This is a genomic window from Streptomyces sp. NPDC102279 (genome assembly GCF_044766365.1).
Taxonomy (GTDB): domain Bacteria; phylum Actinomycetota; class Actinomycetes; order Streptomycetales; family Streptomycetaceae; genus Streptomyces.
The window spans coordinates 289480-303548 of sequence record NZ_JBIWLU010000004.1; the positions used below are offsets into that span (position 1 = coordinate 289480).

General features: G+C 71.4%; 19 protein-coding genes. 15 read left to right on the forward strand and 4 right to left on the reverse strand.

The window, feature by feature from the left end; all coding sequences use genetic code 11:
- The first annotated feature begins 42 nt into the window (after nt 1-42).
- From ACIRQH_RS11200 to ACIRQH_RS11215, 4 genes are all read left to right on the forward strand, one after another.
- Nucleotides 43-729 (forward strand): hypothetical protein, encoded by a 687-nt coding sequence (locus ACIRQH_RS11200; protein WP_404225319.1) that lies wholly within the window; start codon nt 43-45, stop codon nt 727-729.
- A gap of 217 nt (nt 730-946) precedes the next feature.
- Nucleotides 947-1555, forward strand: a complete 609-nt coding sequence (locus ACIRQH_RS11205; protein ID WP_404225321.1) for a sigma-70 family RNA polymerase sigma factor — start codon at nt 947-949, stop codon at nt 1553-1555.
- Nucleotides 1556-1855: 300 nt separating this feature from the next.
- Entirely contained in the window at nt 1856-2071 is a 216-nt protein-coding gene (locus ACIRQH_RS11210; RefSeq protein ID WP_355875214.1) for a hypothetical protein, read from the forward strand.
- A 3-nt stretch (nt 2072-2074) separates the two neighbouring features.
- Nucleotides 2075-2413: a hypothetical protein gene (locus ACIRQH_RS11215; protein WP_404225323.1), complete on the forward strand. Its 339-nt coding sequence runs from the start codon at nt 2075-2077 to the stop codon at nt 2411-2413.
- A 129-nt stretch (nt 2414-2542) separates the two neighbouring features.
- Here the strand turns inward: ACIRQH_RS11215 and ACIRQH_RS11220 are convergent, their stop codons facing one another.
- Entirely contained in the window at nt 2543-3100 is a 558-nt protein-coding gene (locus tag ACIRQH_RS11220) for a pyridoxamine 5'-phosphate oxidase family protein (protein ID WP_388873436.1), read from the reverse strand.
- A gap of 159 nt (nt 3101-3259) precedes the next feature.
- Between ACIRQH_RS11220 and ACIRQH_RS11225 the strand changes: the two genes are divergently transcribed.
- The 6 genes from ACIRQH_RS11225 to ACIRQH_RS11250 all read left to right on the forward strand — a co-directional run bounded on the left by ACIRQH_RS11225 (nt 3260) and on the right by ACIRQH_RS11250 (nt 9004).
- A complete protein-coding gene (locus ACIRQH_RS11225) occupies nt 3260-3475 on the forward strand; it encodes a hypothetical protein (protein ID WP_355875205.1) in 216 nt (71 codons plus the stop codon).
- A 256-nt stretch (nt 3476-3731) separates the two neighbouring features.
- On the forward strand, nt 3732-4652 hold the full coding sequence (locus ACIRQH_RS11230; RefSeq protein WP_388932437.1) for an SGNH/GDSL hydrolase family protein: 921 nt from the start codon (nt 3732-3734) through the stop codon (nt 4650-4652).
- Between the two features lie 169 nt (nt 4653-4821).
- Nucleotides 4822-5142 (forward strand): NIPSNAP family protein, encoded by a 321-nt coding sequence (locus ACIRQH_RS11235; protein ID WP_388873430.1) that lies wholly within the window; start codon nt 4822-4824, stop codon nt 5140-5142.
- 406 nt (nt 5143-5548) lie between these two features.
- On the forward strand, nt 5549-7060 hold the full coding sequence (locus tag ACIRQH_RS11240; RefSeq protein ID WP_388932440.1) for an MFS transporter: 1512 nt from the start codon (nt 5549-5551) through the stop codon (nt 7058-7060).
- Nucleotides 7061-7293: 233 nt separating this feature from the next.
- Nucleotides 7294-8253, forward strand: coding sequence for a hypothetical protein (locus ACIRQH_RS11245; protein WP_404225326.1), 960 nt, complete (start codon nt 7294-7296; stop codon nt 8251-8253).
- 133 nt (nt 8254-8386) lie between these two features.
- A complete protein-coding gene (locus ACIRQH_RS11250; RefSeq protein WP_388873421.1) occupies nt 8387-9004 on the forward strand; it encodes a TOPRIM nucleotidyl transferase/hydrolase domain-containing protein in 618 nt (205 codons plus the stop codon).
- A gap of 33 nt (nt 9005-9037) precedes the next feature.
- On the opposite strand, the gene ACIRQH_RS11255 is transcribed toward ACIRQH_RS11250, so the two are convergent.
- Nucleotides 9038-9412, reverse strand: coding sequence for an STAS domain-containing protein (locus tag ACIRQH_RS11255; RefSeq protein WP_388873418.1), 375 nt, complete (start codon nt 9410-9412; stop codon nt 9038-9040).
- 198 nt (nt 9413-9610) lie between these two features.
- On the opposite strand from ACIRQH_RS11255, the gene ACIRQH_RS11260 reads away from it, so the two are divergent.
- On the forward strand, nt 9611-10057 hold the full coding sequence (locus ACIRQH_RS11260) for an ATP-binding protein (RefSeq protein WP_388932444.1): 447 nt from the start codon (nt 9611-9613) through the stop codon (nt 10055-10057).
- 124 nt (nt 10058-10181) lie between these two features.
- Nucleotides 10182-10790 carry a TetR/AcrR family transcriptional regulator gene (locus ACIRQH_RS11265; protein ID WP_388873413.1) on the forward strand — a complete coding sequence of 203 codons (609 nt, stop codon included), beginning with the start codon at nt 10182-10184 and terminating at the stop codon, nt 10788-10790.
- A 64-nt stretch (nt 10791-10854) separates the two neighbouring features.
- On the opposite strand, the gene ACIRQH_RS11270 is transcribed toward ACIRQH_RS11265, so the two are convergent.
- A complete protein-coding gene (locus tag ACIRQH_RS11270; protein ID WP_388873410.1) occupies nt 10855-11619 on the reverse strand; it encodes an SDR family NAD(P)-dependent oxidoreductase in 765 nt (254 codons plus the stop codon).
- Between the two features lie 316 nt (nt 11620-11935).
- Here ACIRQH_RS11270 and ACIRQH_RS11275 point away from each other — a divergent pair, with 316 nt between their 5' ends.
- The 3 genes from ACIRQH_RS11275 (at nt 11936) to ACIRQH_RS11285 (ending at nt 13920) form a co-directional block, all read left to right on the forward strand.
- A complete protein-coding gene (locus ACIRQH_RS11275; RefSeq protein WP_358816068.1) occupies nt 11936-12121 on the forward strand; it encodes a CsbD family protein in 186 nt (61 codons plus the stop codon).
- Nucleotides 12122-12286: 165 nt separating this feature from the next.
- On the forward strand, nt 12287-12694 hold the full coding sequence (locus ACIRQH_RS11280) for a YciI family protein (protein ID WP_356168832.1): 408 nt from the start codon (nt 12287-12289) through the stop codon (nt 12692-12694).
- An 8-nt stretch (nt 12695-12702) separates the two neighbouring features.
- Nucleotides 12703-13920 carry an RNA polymerase sigma factor gene (locus ACIRQH_RS11285; RefSeq protein WP_388873624.1) on the forward strand — a complete coding sequence of 406 codons (1218 nt, stop codon included), beginning with the start codon at nt 12703-12705 and terminating at the stop codon, nt 13918-13920.
- Here the strand turns inward: ACIRQH_RS11285 and ACIRQH_RS11290 are convergent.
- Nucleotides 13911-14066, reverse strand: a complete 156-nt coding sequence (locus ACIRQH_RS11290; RefSeq protein WP_358816069.1) for a DUF6131 family protein — start codon at nt 14064-14066, stop codon at nt 13911-13913. The genes ACIRQH_RS11285 and ACIRQH_RS11290 overlap by 10 nt on opposite strands.
- Between the last annotated feature and the right edge of the window lie 3 nt (nt 14067-14069).

Here is a 14069-nt window from a genome sequence, read left to right on the forward strand (position 1 = left end):
ACCTGATGTCGATCGGATCCCGGGTGCGAAGATGGGCGCGTCATGACTGTCGGAGGGTGGTGCCGCACGCTGCGGGCGGGTGTGTTCGCCGCCGCCTGCGTGGTGTTGGCCGCCCTCGGCCACGTGATGATGTCCGGTTCCGGAGTCCCCGGCTGGACCATGACGGGCGGCGCCGTGGCGACCGCGGGCGCCGGCTGGTTCCTGGCGGGCCGTGAGCGCGGGCGCACGCTGATCGTCGCGGTCGTGGTCGCCGCCCAGGCCGTGCTCCACGAGACGTTCGCGCTGGGGCAGTCGACGTCCACGACGACCTCCGGCCCGGCATCCGCACCGGGCGACGGGGTCGGTACGGCCTTGGGGTCGATGGACATGAGCCGCATGGACATGGGGTCCATGGGCCGCATGACACACGGCACGGGCGGTGTGCCGCACGCGCACAGCATGGTCGGCATGGGAGGGAGCGCCCTCGGGATGGCGGCCGTCCACCTCCTCGCCGCGGTCCTGTGCGGGCTGTGGCTGGCGTACGGCGAGCGCGCCGTCTTCCGTCTCCTGCGGGCCGCCGCAGCCCGACTGGCCGCCCCGCTGCGGATGCTGCTGGCGCTGCCCGTGCCGGGCGGCCGCCCGCCGGTACGCGGGCGCCGCACCACCGCGCGCCGGGTCTCCCTCGCCCGCTTCCTTCTCTGTTACGCCGTCACCTCCCGGGGACCGCCCGTGGATGCCGCTGTCGCCTGAGACAGCCGGATCCACCGGGGCTCACCCGCTCGACGTCCACCGCCCTCCCGTGCGGCGGATCTCCCCGACGGCACGCACACCCCTTCCGTGACGTCCGTCGCGCGCGCGACGAGCCCCGGGCATCGCCGTACCCATCGCGTACGGCGCACCCCATGTGCCGGAGCGCCGCGCCTCGTTACGGGACGTCGGCCCCGGATGACCTCGAGAAGGACATCACGTGATCATTTCTGTCCTGCCCGCCCCCCGCGCCACGGCGCGGGCCGTGACGGACGCCTCCGCCACCGCCTGGGCACTGGCCGCACGCGACGGAGACCCTCACGCCGCCGAGCACTTCGTCCGCGCGCTGCACGGCGACGTACTGCGCTACGTCGCCCATCTCAGCGGCGACCCCCAGACCGCCCAGGATTTGGCCCAGGACACCTTCGTCCGCGCCTTCGCCAGCCTGTCGCGCTTCGAGGGGCGGGCCTCGGCCCGCACCTGGCTGTTGTCCATCGCGCGCCGCGCGGTCGCCGACAGTTTCCGCCGCGCCGCCGCGCGGCCCCGGCAGGCCGACACCCACGACTGGCAGGCGGCCATGGAACGAGCCCAGCCCCGCGGACTCCCCGGCTTCGACGACGGAGTCGCGCTGCTCGACCTGCTGGAGGCGCTCCCCGACGAACGCCGCGAGGCGTTCGTGCTGACCCAGATCGTGGGCCTCTCCTACGACGACGCGGCCCGCTTCATCGGCTGCCCCATCGGCACCGTCCGCTCCCGGGTGGGACGGGCCCGGGCCGCTCTCGAACGGCTGCTCGTCGAAGCGGACTGCCCTGCTGTCAGGGCCGCATGACGTGACGGCCGGCGCCTCCTCGCGGGGCGCCGGCCCGCCGGTCGAGCCCAGGCTCCCCGCGAGGGGCACGGGGCGGCACACCCTCCTCAGGTGGTCGCACGGCCGACAGGCCTGGTTCCCGGGCGGGACGGGGGAGCTGAAGCACCGGGGGTGGACAGGCGCATGACCCCCGCGGGCCGTGCCCCCGGCGCGCCGTACACCGGCGCGTGGCGCTGTGGGCTCCGGGTATGCCCAGGGCAGCCACAGGCCCCGGGTGACCGACACACCCGCGGCCGCGAGCCCTGCGAAAGGGAGTTGACGATGAGTGACATCACCGGTCTGGAGCCTCTGGCGACGTTCTGCGGGAACTGCGACTGCGGCTGCCCGCAGTTGTTCGTCGACCCGGGTGCCCCGGCGGAGCGTCGCGTGCTGCTCACCGACGACTTCGGCCAGCGTGTCCAGATGAGTGTCGACCAGTTCGCCTCCTTGGTGGAGGAGGCGAAGGCCGGAAAGCTGGACGGCATCGCCACCGCCTGAACGATGGCTCTCACGGGACGGGGGAGCGAGGCGCCGGTGTGGCCGTGGGACGAGCCGCCCGGACGGCGGACCGTGGGGCACGGGAGCGGGACCGGCTCCGCCTGGCCGGTGCCGGCCGCCACCGTGGCGGTGCTGGCCGGCGGCTACGGCTGGCTCGGCTCGGTGATCGCGGGCACCGCCGGGGCCGCGATCGGCTGCCTGCTCGGGCTGCTGGTCACCGGACTGCTCCACCTGCTGGTGCGCCGGGCGACGTCCGGGCTCCCGCCGTCCCGCCTCCCGCCGCCCTGTCCCCCGACGTCAGGCCCCGTGCCGACCGGCCAGTCACCGCCCTCGCGGGACTGACCCGGCCGGCTCCGGTGCCGCAGGGCGACACCGCGTCAGGACCACCGCACAGGGCAGGGCCCAAGGAGGCGTGGACGGGGCGTCCCGATCATGCGCTCGGCCACACCGTCGGCCGGGCCGACCCTCCCCTCAGAACGACCATCGCGTGTGGGTGAACACCCCGTCGTCCCGGCCGAAGCCGTACGCCGTCGCCGGGGCCACCGCGAACACCACCACGTCACCCTTGCGGAACGCGTCGCTGATGCCGTGGAAGGTGCCCTCCGGCGACGTGATGTGCGCTCCGTACTTGGTCTCGTACGCCGTGATCACCTCCTCCAGGACCGCCCGATCGGCGACCCGCTCCGCCGTGCCCTCGACCACGAGGTCGAGCCCTTCGGTGAGCGAGTTCGCCCCGGTGGTCAGCGCGCAGTGCCCCTGGTGAGCGAGGTTCTTCGCCTTCTGCTCGGCCGGGCCGGTGGAGAAGTACAGCACCCCGTCGTGCCAGGCGGCGATCACGGGGGTGACGTGCAGCCGGCCGTCGGGCCGGACCGTCGACAACCAGAAGATCTCGGCGGTCCCCAGCTCCCGCCGGGCCTCGGCCCAGTCGGTGGCGGCGACCCCTTCGGCACCCGGGCGCGGGTTGAGCGCGGAGCTGTAACGGGCGTCGAGTTCGGTGACGGGCTGCTGTGCGGGTTCCTGCGTCGGCATGGAGAACTCCCTTCCTCTCTCCCATATCGACCGATCTCCCGGACCGAACTCATCGCCGCGCCCGTTCCGATCCCGTGGTGCACCCGATCGGACGCCGTGCGACCGCCCGGCACCACCACTCCGGATGCGCGCTGCCCCCCGCGCCCGCACCCTGGGTGCATGTCCAGCGATCAGCCCGTCGTCGTCTACCCGCCCACCGCGGACGGCGGCCGAAGAGTGCGCCTCCATCAGGGCTTCGTCGGGATGGCCTACACGTTCCTCGACATCGCCGAGTTCCTCCGCCGGGCCGGCATGGAGGACATCGAGGCCTCCGACGTCAGGACCGCGGACTGGATCGAGTGGCGGGGCGGCGGGCCCGGCGTCTGGGAGCACTGATGCCGAACGGTCACGCCGGATGGCCAAGGGGCGGACGCGCGCGGGTCCACGGACGTCGTCCCGGCGGACTCCTGTGGCTCTTTGTGCAAGCCGAGTTCGCCCGACCGCTGGTCTAACGGTCTACTGGCCGGTATACAGGCGAGGTTGGGTCCGCCGGGCACGAGCCGCCGAGCGGCCGGGTGCCTTCGAACGTCCCATGCGCCGTGGTCGCCGTTGCCCGTTCCGTGGACAGTCACGGCTTCAGGGGAGGGGCATCATGATGCAACGGACGCGTCCGGGCGAGGCCATATCGAGGCGACGCACGGCCATGGCGCTCGCTGTACTGAGCAGTTGCGCGCTCACCGTCGGCGCCACCGGAACGGCCTCCGCCACGGCGGGGGAGCACCACGGAACACCCCACTCCAACTACGTCGCCCTGGGCGACTCCTACACCTCCGGACCCCTGATCCCCACTCAAGTGGACGCGAACTGCGCCCGGTCCGACCACAACTACCCCTCGATCACCGCGAACCAGCGCAAGGTCACGTCGTTCACGGACGTCAGCTGCGGCGGCGCGACGACCGCCGAGATGTGGCAGGCACAGGGGACCAACGGACCCCAACTGGACGCGGTGAAGCGGGACACCGACCTCGTGACCGTGCAGATCGGCGGCAACGACGTCGGTTTCGGCTCGATCATCGGCACCTGCGCCGGCCTCAGCGCGAAGGACCTGTCCGGCAACCCCTGTCAGCAGTACTACGGGTCAGCGGGCTACGACCAGTTGACGCTGAAGATCCTCCAGACGGCGCCCAAGGTCGCCCGTGTGCTGCGGGCGGTGCACGCCAAGGCACCCCACGCGCGCGTGGTCGTCGTCGGCTATCCGGACCTGCTTCCCGACGACGGCACCGGCTGCTACCCCACCGTCCCGTTCGCCGCGAAGGACTTCCCGTACCTGCGCGACACGGAGAAGCACCTCAACGTCATGCTGCGCGCGGTGGCGCTGCTGAACCGCGCCGACTACGTGGACACGTACGGCCCGACAGTGGGCCACGACATGTGCAAGGCGCCCGCCGACCGCTGGATCGAGCCGCTGCGCCCGACCTCGCCGGCAGCCCCCGCCCACCCCAACGCCAAGGGCGAGGAAGCCATGGCGCAGGCCCTCATGAAGACGCTCGCCAGGGGCGCGGGGCATCGCTGATCCGCTGTGATCGGCAGGCCGTGCGGGTGAGTGCGGCGATGACATGAAGTCCGGCGTCCGACCCGGCTCGGGTCGGACGCCGGACCGTACCGACAGCGGACACGCGGGCGAAGCGGCTGGAGCACCCTCAAGCGCAAGAGCACACCGGCGACCAGGCACCATGAACCACATGATCACTGTTCACCTGAAGTACGAGATCGACCCCGACCGCCTCGACGACTTCGAGGAGTACGGCCGCCGCTGGATCACCCTAGTCAACCGGTTCGGCGGCACGCACCACGGCTACTTCCTGCCCAGCGAGGGCGACAGCGACATCGCCTACGCTCTCTTCTCCTTCCCGGACCTCGCCCGCTACGAGCGCTACCGGACGGACAGCACGACCGACCCGGAATGCCAGGAAGCCTTCGAACTGGCCCGCCGGACCCGGTGCATCAAGCGCTACGAACGCCGATTCCTGCGGCCCCTGGACCCTGCGCCGGCCGCGGACTGACGCGCCGTGGCCACCGGCCGGCGCAGCGATCATAGGCCAAGGCCCGCCGCCCGGTCGGTGAGGTCGCGATCGCGAACTCCGGGCCGAGGCGTTCGGCTGCACCCGCGCCGCCTTGCCGCGGCGGACCGCGCGGTGCCACACCTCCCGTGACCCGCGCGTGCGAGCGGTCCCGTGCGCGGAGAACGGCACGGGACCTGTTCACTCCGGCCCTCAGCCGCGCGAGAACCGAGGTGCCTCGCGACCGTTTACCCAGCGCTCCCGGGGTAGGCGCGGTCTTCGCGGCGGGTTGCCGTGCGGTGGAGAAGCGTCTGCCGCAGTATTCGCAGGAGTGAAAAGCGCGGAAGAGGGTGGCGGTGTGGGCGAGTCAGCGTCCGGAGGCAAGTCCGGTCCTCCCAGCCCGGTTCAGATGTCGAAGACGGTCGGCCGGCTGCCACGGCAGGTGCGTGAGGACCTCACCCACCGGCTGCGGCGCAACAAACGGGCCTTCCGGAAGGACGACGTACAGGTCGTCGAGGGGCCGCTGCTGCGCCGGGCGGTCGGGGCCTCCGCTCTGGGCAACTGCATGGAGTGGTTCGACTTCGGCGTCTACAGCTATCTGGCCGCCACGATCGGCAAGGTCTTCTTCCCCGGTGCGTCCCCGGGCGCGCAGGTCGTCTCGTCGTTCGCCACCTTCGCGGCGGCATTCGTCGTCCGCCCTCTGGGCGGTCTCGTCTTCGGCCCGCTGGGTGACCGCCTCGGCCGGCAGAAGGTGCTCGCCACCACCATGATCATGATGTCGATGGGAACCTTCGTCATCGGGCTCATCCCGAGCTACGCGACGATCGGCATCGCCGCACCCATCCTCCTGCTGCTCGCCCGCATGGTGCAGGGCTTCTCCACCGGCGGTGAGTACGGCGGCGCCACCACGTTCGTCGCCGAGTACTCGCCGGACCGGCGCCGCGGGTTCCTCTCCAGCTGGCTCGACTTCGGCACCTTCGTCGGCTACGCGCTCGGCTCCGCCCTCGTCACCGTCCTGAACCTCGCGCTCACCGACGACCAGATGATCGCGTGGGGCTGGCGGCTGCCGTTCCTGATCGCCGGCCCGCTCGGTGTGATCGGCTTGTACATGCGACTCAAGCTGGAGGAGTCGCCCGCGTTCCAGCAGCAGCTCGACGAACACGACAAGAGCCTCGCCCAGGAGTCGGCGGGCACCGAGTTCAAGTCCATCATCACCGAGCACTGGCGTCCGCTGTTGATCTGCATGGGCCTGGTGCTGCTCTACAACGTCACCAACTACATGGTGACCGGCTTCCTGCCGACGTATCAGACGGAGACGCTGAACCGTTCCAGCAGCCGCGCCGACCTCCTGGTGCTGATCGGCATGGTCTGGATCGTCGCCCTCATCACCTTCATCGGACGCCTCAGCGACCGGGTCGGCAGACGACCGATCTACGGGTTCTCCGCCGTCGCCATGATCCTGCTCGCCATTCCGGCCTTCGAGCTGATCAAGATGGACGGCTTCTGGCCGCCGCTCAGCGGGGTGCTGATCCTGGCCACCCTGCTGGCGTTCTTCGCCGCGCCCAGTGCCGCGACCCTGCCGGCGTTGTTCCCGACGGCCATCCGGTACGCGGCGATGGGCATCGGCTTCAACTTCGCGGTCGCGGCGTTCGGCGGCACCACCCCGCTGGTGACCGAGGCACTCGTCAACGTCACCGGCAACGACATGGTGCCCGCCTACTACCTGATGCTCGCCGGCGTGATCGGCCTGGTGACCGTGAGGTTCATGCCGGAGAGCGCACAGGTGCCGCTCAACGGATCCCAGCCCATGGTCGGTTCCCGTGAGGAGCGACAGGAGCTGATCACCACGTCGAAGGAGCTGTACCAGGTCTCGGCGGGTCACGCCGAGGGCGACGACAGTCCGGCGGCCCCTCTGGCGTGACCCCGCGGCGGACGCGCGGGTCGGCCGAGCGGGCGACGGGTGCGGGATGCGGGGCGTCAGGGGGAAGGCATCGATCATGCGGCCCACCGTGCGGCTGCAGTTGCCGTTCAGGCTCCCGGAAGCTCCCGGGTGACGGCTCGCCGTACCGGCCCTGCCGACGTACGTCCGAGCGGCGGCAAGCGTTTCCGCAGACGGGCCCGGCGACGCGCCCGTCGAGAACAGATGGGTGCACCGTGAAGCGCACGACAGCGGAACCAGGGACACACGAGGCCTCGCCCCGCGACGGCCGCACCCGGCGCTGGGCCCGGCGGCTGGCCGCCGCCACAGGGGTCCTCGCTCTGTGCGCCCTGCCGATCGGGCCGGCGGGCGCGGCATCGGCGGGCACGGCACAGGTGAACGGCCGACCGCCCGTCAGACCGGCGCTGTACGTGTCCGACTACGGCAACGACCGTGTGGTCCGGCTCCCGGCCGGCGGGGGCGGCCAGACGACCGTCCCCCTCGACGGAGTGCTCCGCCCCACCGGTCTGGCCTTCGACACGAAGCGCAGCCTCTACGTCTCCGACACGGGCAACAACAGGGTGCTGAAGCTGGCCGCCAACGGCGGGGAACAGTCCACCGTCCCGACCACCGACCTGTCACGCCCCCTGGGCCTCGCCGTCGACGCGCCCGGCAACCTCTACATCGCCGACAGCTTCAACGACCGCGTCGTGAAGGTGCCCGCCGACGGGAGCGGCCAGACCACCGTCCCGACCACGGGCCTCCTGCACCCCTGGGGGCTGGCACTGGCGAAGGGCGGGGACCTGTACGTCTCCGACTTCGTCAACGACCGGGTGGTGAAGGTGGCCGCGAACGGCGGCCAGACCACCGTCCCCACGGACGGCCTGTCCCAGCCCACCGGACTGGCCCTGAACGCCGCCGGAGACCTCTTCATCGCGGACAGCGGCAACAACCGCGTCGTGAAGGTGTCCGCGCGCGGCGGGGCGCAGACCACGGTGCGGACCGACGGTCTGAGCGACCCGCTCGGCCTCGCCCTCGACGGCCGCGGCGGCCTCTACGTGGCCGACGGCTTCAACAACCGCGTGGTCCGCGTCCGGGAGTCGGGCGGCGGGCAGGTCACGCTCCCCTCGACGGGCCTCAACACGCCGACCGGACTCGCGTTCCCGGTGACGGGCGGGCATTCGGGCCGGCCGTGAGCAGCGCCACGGAGGCCGACCACGGTCGATCCCGTGGATCTGAGCTTCGGCGGGACCCTCGATCCGCGCGCCCGGTCGGCGGCCCGGCGGAAATTCCGTATCGCCGGCGCCGGGAAGGGCGCAGACTCGTCTGGTGACTGACATGGGGGCGTTCCGGAAAGCCGTCACCGCGTGGGCGGCCGGGGGCCCCGGGGACGAGGCGCGCGAGCTGGCGGAGCGGCTGACCGTCCGGACCGTCGTCCTGCTCGAAGGGCTGAGCGATGTCGCGGCCGTCGACGCGCTGGCCGCGATCCGCGGGCGGAATCTGGCGGCCGAGGGAGTCTGCGTCCTGTCCATGGGCGGCGCGATGAGCGTCGGTCGTTTCGCTCGCCTCCTCGGCCCGCCCGGCCTGGGCCTGCGCCTCATCGGACTGTGCGACGAGGCGGAGCGCGGCTTCTACGCCCGCGCCTTCGAGGCGGCGGGTGCGGACCAGCAGGGGATCTTCGTCTGCGCGGCGGATCTGGAGGACGAGCTCATCCGCGCCCTCGGTGTGACGCGGGTGGAGGAGCTCGTCCGGGCCGAAGGTGACCAGCGTCCGCTGGTCACCTTCCTGCGCCAGCCCGCACAGCGGGACCGCGCCGCCCATCAGCGGTTGCGCCGCTTCTTCGGCACGAAGTCGGGACGCAAGATCCAGTACGGCCGTGTCCTCGTCGAGGCCCTGGATCCCGACCGCGTACCCGCTCCTCTCGACGACCTGCTCACGAGCCTCTGACGGCTCCGGAGCCCTCGGCTCCGCGGGATCCGGTCAGCCGGCCGTCTCGTCCAGGGCCTGCTGGACCGAGGGATGGCAGGAGATGACCGTGTCCACGCCGACGAGCTGCAGGACGCGCAGCACGGTCTGCTGCGGGGCGGCCAGCCGCAGCCAGCCCCGCGCCTCCTCTGACGCCCGGTGGGCGACGATGAGGATGTTGATCCCACTGGAGTCCATGAAAGTGACGTCACTGAGGTCGGCGACGATCCGGGGCGTCTCCCCGTCCGGGGACGGGAGCAGGGCTTCGCCGAGGAGACCGCGGCTGTTGTGGTCGATCTCGCCGTGCAGGGCGACGATCCGGACGCCGTCCGCCGTGGAGAAGTCCACGGACAGCCGACTGTCCTGTGCTGGTTTATCGGTCTCTGTCACCGTTTCCTCGACTGCGCTCGCTTTGGGCCGGGACGTACATTGATGGCCACCCCGATGGTACGGAGCTGAGCATCCTCCTGGTTCATGCCCGGGGCCAAGGGTGTGTAATGCAAGTGGGCGGGTACACGCACCAGGCGCTGTACACGGGGTCGAAAGTTGAATGCATTGGGGCCAGTTCCCGGAAATGAAGACGATGAGGTGCCAGGCGCACCGGTGTTGCGGCAGACCGTCGCGTTGGACGGTGAGGGGGGCAGTATCGCCGAAGCCCGCCATCTGACGGCGGCTTTTCTTGCACGAGCGCAGACGGATCTCGGCCTGCCGGTCTCCGCGCGCGCTCTCGGCATGGCGCAACTGGTGGTGAGTGAGCTGGTCACCAACGCCCGCAAGTACGCCCCAGGTCCTGTCCTCATGGAGCTGCGCATCGCCGAGGCGATGGTGGACGTCGTGGTGTGGGACAGCGACCCGGTGATGCCGGTGGCGCGGGCCGCCGATCCGGACCGGATCGGGCAGCACGGTCTGGAGATCGTGAAGGCCGTGGCCGACAGCTTCGAGGTGCAGCGCGAGCCGGTGGGGAAGCGGATCACGGCTCGCATCGCGCTGCGGGACGTACCCGGCGGCGACCTGGTGGACCGCCCCCTCATGTAGGAGCGGGTGGGGTCCGGCAGGCTGCGTACCGCGGACCGTGACCCGGCGCTAGGCGGCGGCCGGGACGGATGCGGGGCCGGCCTCTACAGTGGACCAGGTGGTCCATTCCTCGGAGGTAGGCGGCATGCGCGGAGAGTTGACGGCCAAGGGGAAGGCGACGCGGAGCCGGATCGTCGAAGGCGCCGCAGAAGTGCTGCGGGAGAAGGGGGTCGCCTCGGCCACCCTGGACGACGTCATGGCGCGGACCCGCACCAGCAAGAGCCAGCTCTTCCACTACTTCCCGACGGGCAAGGACGAACTCCTCGTCGCGGTCGCGCAGTTCGAGGCGGAGCAGGTCCTGGAGGACCAGGAGCCCTATCTGAGCCGCCTCGACTCGTGGGACGCCTGGAGCCGGTGGCGGGACGTGGTGGTCAAGCGGTACGAGGATCAGGGGGACCAGTGTCCGCTCGGGTCGCTGTTCCTTCAGATCGGCCGCTCGACCCCGGGGACACGCGCGATCGTCATCGAGCTGATGCGGCGCTGGCAGGAGAGCCTCGCGGCGGGTGTCAGGGCGCTCCAGGCGGCCGGCAGCCTGCCGGCCGACCTCGATGTCGACCGGCGGGCCGCTTCGCTGCTGGCCGCGATCCAGGGAGGCGTGTCCATCCTCTTGTCCACGGGAGAGTCCACCCACCTGCGCGCCGCTCTCGACCAGGGGATCGACGACCTGAGGCACGCTGGTCGCGCCACGGAGTGACCTGCGTGCCGTCCGCCGCCGGGACCGCTCCGCGGGGCGGCCGCGTCGGGACGCGCGCGGGAGGTCAGGCGGCGATGACGGCGGCCGTGGTGCGGCCACCGTCGACGTCGAGCACGATGCCGTGCACGAAGGCGGACTCGTCGGCCGCCAGGTACACGGCGGCGTTCGCGATGTCCTCGGGGCTTCCCATCCGGTTCGCGGGGGTGCCCTTCATCATGGCCTCGGCGGGGTGCTCCTCTCCCGGGGCCGGCGTCAGCACCACACCCGGCGAGATGGCGTTCACGCGGACACCCCGGGGGCCGAACTCCGCCGCCCAGGCACGGGTCAGCGTCTCCACGGCTCCCTTGGTGGAGCTGTAGAGGGCGCCGACCGGAATGCCGAGGCGCGCGATCCAGGAACCCAGGTTGATGATCGATCCGCCGCCGGCCTCCACCATGGCGGGAGCGACAGCCGCCGTCAGGAAGAACGGCGCCTTCACGTTCACCGCGTAGACCTGGTCGAAGGTCTTCTCGTCGGTCGCCGTCGTGGAGTCGCCGGGGTAGATACCGGCGTTGTTTACCAGGACGTCGATCCGGCCCCCCAGGACGCGGGTCGCCTCCTCGGCCAAGGCGCGCGAGGCCGCGGCGCTGCCGTCCAGATCGGCCCGCACGAAGTCCGCTCGCCCACCGCGCGCACGGATCCCCTCGACGACCTCCTCGCCCCGTTCCGCGCTCCGGCCGGAGACGGCGACGTGCGCGCCCTGGGCAGCGAAGGCCTCCGCGATCGCCCGTCCGATGTTGCTGGTCGCTCCGGTCACCAGGGCGGTCCTGCCCTCAAGCCGCATCGACATGATCCACTCCGTCGCGTTCGTTCTTCACCGTGAACCCGGACGGCCGAACGGCTCACCGCCTTCGGCCGAACGAGGCCCTGACGTACAGGGCACTTGCGTCAACGTACGACTCGAAAAATGGACCGGCAAGTCCAGACCGGAGGGGCGTGTCCAGGCCGAATCCGGGGCCGTGCCGGGGGCCGGAGTGCCGGATGAGGGCTCCCGGGGGAGTGGAGGTATGCGTCCGGGACGACGAGCGAGGCGGCCCGCTCCGGATGCGCGGTGCCCGGACCCTCCCTAGCGTGGCTCGCGTACCACCCCCAACCAAGGAGTGATCATGGGTAAGAGTTCCATGGACAAGGCCAAGGGCAAGGCCAAGGAAATGGTCGGCAAGGCCACCGGCAACGACCGCATGCAGGCCGAGGGCAAGACCGACCAGGCCAAGGGCAACGTCCGTGACGTCGCCGAGAAGGCCCAGGACAGGGCCGCCGGCGCCCGCGACTCACTCCGCGACGAGCGATAGTCGGCACCACCCCGGTACGGAAGGGCGCTCCTCGACCAGGATCGAGGGGCGCCCTTCCGTCGGCCGAGGAGAATTCCTGCCCGGTCATGTCGAGAACTCGTGGTCGGCTCCGTCCCCGCCGTGACTGCGACCACAATGGGTCGCACCAGTACGGAGGAGAGCACGATGGCCAAGTACCTGTTGCTCAAGCACTACCGAGGCGCCCCCACCCCGGCCAACGACGTCCCGATGTCCGAATGGACGCCGGAGGAGATCTCGGCCCACGTGCAGTACATGAACGACTTCGCCGCCAGGCTGGAGAAGACCGGGGAGTTCGTCGACTCGCAGGCGCTCGCCCCCGAGGGGACGTTCGTGCGCTACGACGGCGAGGGCCGCCCGCCGGTCACCGACGGCCCCTTCGCCGAGACCAAGGACGTCATCGCCGGCTGGATGATCATCGACGTCGACTCCTACGACCGCGCCGTCGAACTGGCCGGGGAACTGTCCGCGGCACCGGGAGCCGGTGGAAGGCCGATCCACGAATGGCTGGAGCTGCGCCCCTTCCTCGGCGTGCATCCCACCATCACGGAGTGACCTGGGAGATGGACGAGTTCCAGCTCCGGAGTCTCACCCCGGCGGTGCTCGGGATCCTCGTCCGCCGCGGAGCCGACTTCGCGGCGGCCGAGGACGCCGTCCAGGACGCGCTGATCGAGGCGGTCCGCGTCTGGCCGGCCGATCCGCCGCGGGATCCGAAGGGGTGGCTGGTCACCGTCGCCTGGCGCAAGTTCCTCGACGCGACACGGGCGGACACCGCTCGCCGTCGCCGCGAGGAGACCGTCGACGAGGAACCGGCGCCCGGCACCGCGCCCGCCGTGGACGACACACTCCAGCTCTACTTCCTGTGCGCGCACCCCTCGCTGACACCGTCGTCCGCGGTCGCCCTGACGCTGAGGGCCGTCGGCGGGCTGACCACCCGCCAGATCGCCCAGGCCTACCTCGTGCCGGAGGCGACCATGGCGCAGCGCATCAGCCGGGCCAAGCGCACCGTCGCGGGCGTCCGGTTCGACCGGCCCGGCGACGTAGCCACCGTGCTGCGCGTCCTCTACCTGGTCTTCAACGAGGGCTACTCGGGAGACGTGGACCTCGTCGCCGAGGCCATCCGCCTCACCCGGCAGCTCGCGGCCGCGATCGACCATCCCGAAGTGGCGGGCCTGCTCGCCCTCATGCTGCTCCACCACGCCCGGCGCGCCGCCCGCACGGCGCCCGACGGCAGCCTCGTGGCCCTCGCCGAACAGGACCGCACCCGCTGGGACACGACGATGATCGCCGAGGGGGTCGGGATCCTCCAGTTCGCCCTCGCACGTGACCGGCTGGGCGAGTACCAGGCGCAGGCCGCCATCGCGGCCCTCCACGCCGACGCACCGAAGGCGGACGAGACCGACTGGGTGCAGATCGCCGAGTGGTACGACGAACTCGCCCGCCTGACCGACAGCCCCGTCGTCCGTCTCAACCGCGTGGTCGCCGTCGGAGAGGCCGACGGTCCGCGCGCGGGCCTGGCGGCTCTCGCAGAACTTGACGACACGCTCCCACGCCACACCGCCGTGGCCGCCTATCTCCATGAGCGCGACGGCGCCCCGGAGACGGCGGCACGGCTGTACACCGAGGCGGCCCGCCAGGCGCCGAATCTCGCCGAGCGCGATCATCTGACACGTCAGGCGGCCCGTCTCAACGCGGTCAGGGCTCGCGGTCGCTCAGCCGATCCCGTGGGCAACGCGGAAGGCCACGGTCACGATCGGCCCGACGGCCACGGTCACCAGTAGTGGCGCCGCCCGCCGACCTCACGGCCCACCGCTCCCAGGATCCAGAGCACGGCACCGACGGCCACCAGGATGACGCCGATGGTCCACAGGATCCCGATTCCGGCCACGAGACCGATGACGAGCAGAATGACTCCAAGGATGATCATGGC

Coding starts and splice junctions, on each gene's coding strand:
- ACIRQH_RS11270 (WP_388873410.1), bottom strand. CDS start 11,619: ATGTCGATGCGGCTTGAGGGCAGGACCGCCCTGGTGACCGGAGCGACC.
- ACIRQH_RS11220 (WP_388873436.1), bottom strand. CDS start 3,100: ATGCCGACGCAGGAACCCGCACAGCAGCCCGTCACCGAACTCGACGCC.
- ACIRQH_RS11235 (WP_388873430.1), top strand. CDS start 4,822: ATGATCACTGTTCACCTGAAGTACGAGATCGACCCCGACCGCCTCGAC.
- ACIRQH_RS11240 (WP_388932440.1), top strand. CDS start 5,549: ATGTCGAAGACGGTCGGCCGGCTGCCACGGCAGGTGCGTGAGGACCTC.
- ACIRQH_RS11285 (WP_388873624.1), top strand. CDS start 12,703: ATGGACGAGTTCCAGCTCCGGAGTCTCACCCCGGCGGTGCTCGGGATC.
- ACIRQH_RS11280 (WP_356168832.1), top strand. CDS start 12,287: ATGGCCAAGTACCTGTTGCTCAAGCACTACCGAGGCGCCCCCACCCCG.
- ACIRQH_RS11230 (WP_388932437.1), top strand. CDS start 3,732: ATGATGCAACGGACGCGTCCGGGCGAGGCCATATCGAGGCGACGCACG.
- ACIRQH_RS11215 (WP_404225323.1), top strand. CDS start 2,075: ATGGCTCTCACGGGACGGGGGAGCGAGGCGCCGGTGTGGCCGTGGGAC.
- ACIRQH_RS11200 (WP_404225319.1), top strand. CDS start 43: ATGACTGTCGGAGGGTGGTGCCGCACGCTGCGGGCGGGTGTGTTCGCC.
- ACIRQH_RS11265 (WP_388873413.1), top strand. CDS start 10,182: ATGCGCGGAGAGTTGACGGCCAAGGGGAAGGCGACGCGGAGCCGGATC.
- ACIRQH_RS11210 (WP_355875214.1), top strand. CDS start 1,856: ATGAGTGACATCACCGGTCTGGAGCCTCTGGCGACGTTCTGCGGGAAC.
- ACIRQH_RS11290 (WP_358816069.1), bottom strand. CDS start 14,066: ATGATCATCCTTGGAGTCATTCTGCTCGTCATCGGTCTCGTGGCCGGA.
- ACIRQH_RS11225 (WP_355875205.1), top strand. CDS start 3,260: ATGTCCAGCGATCAGCCCGTCGTCGTCTACCCGCCCACCGCGGACGGC.
- ACIRQH_RS11275 (WP_358816068.1), top strand. CDS start 11,936: ATGGGTAAGAGTTCCATGGACAAGGCCAAGGGCAAGGCCAAGGAAATG.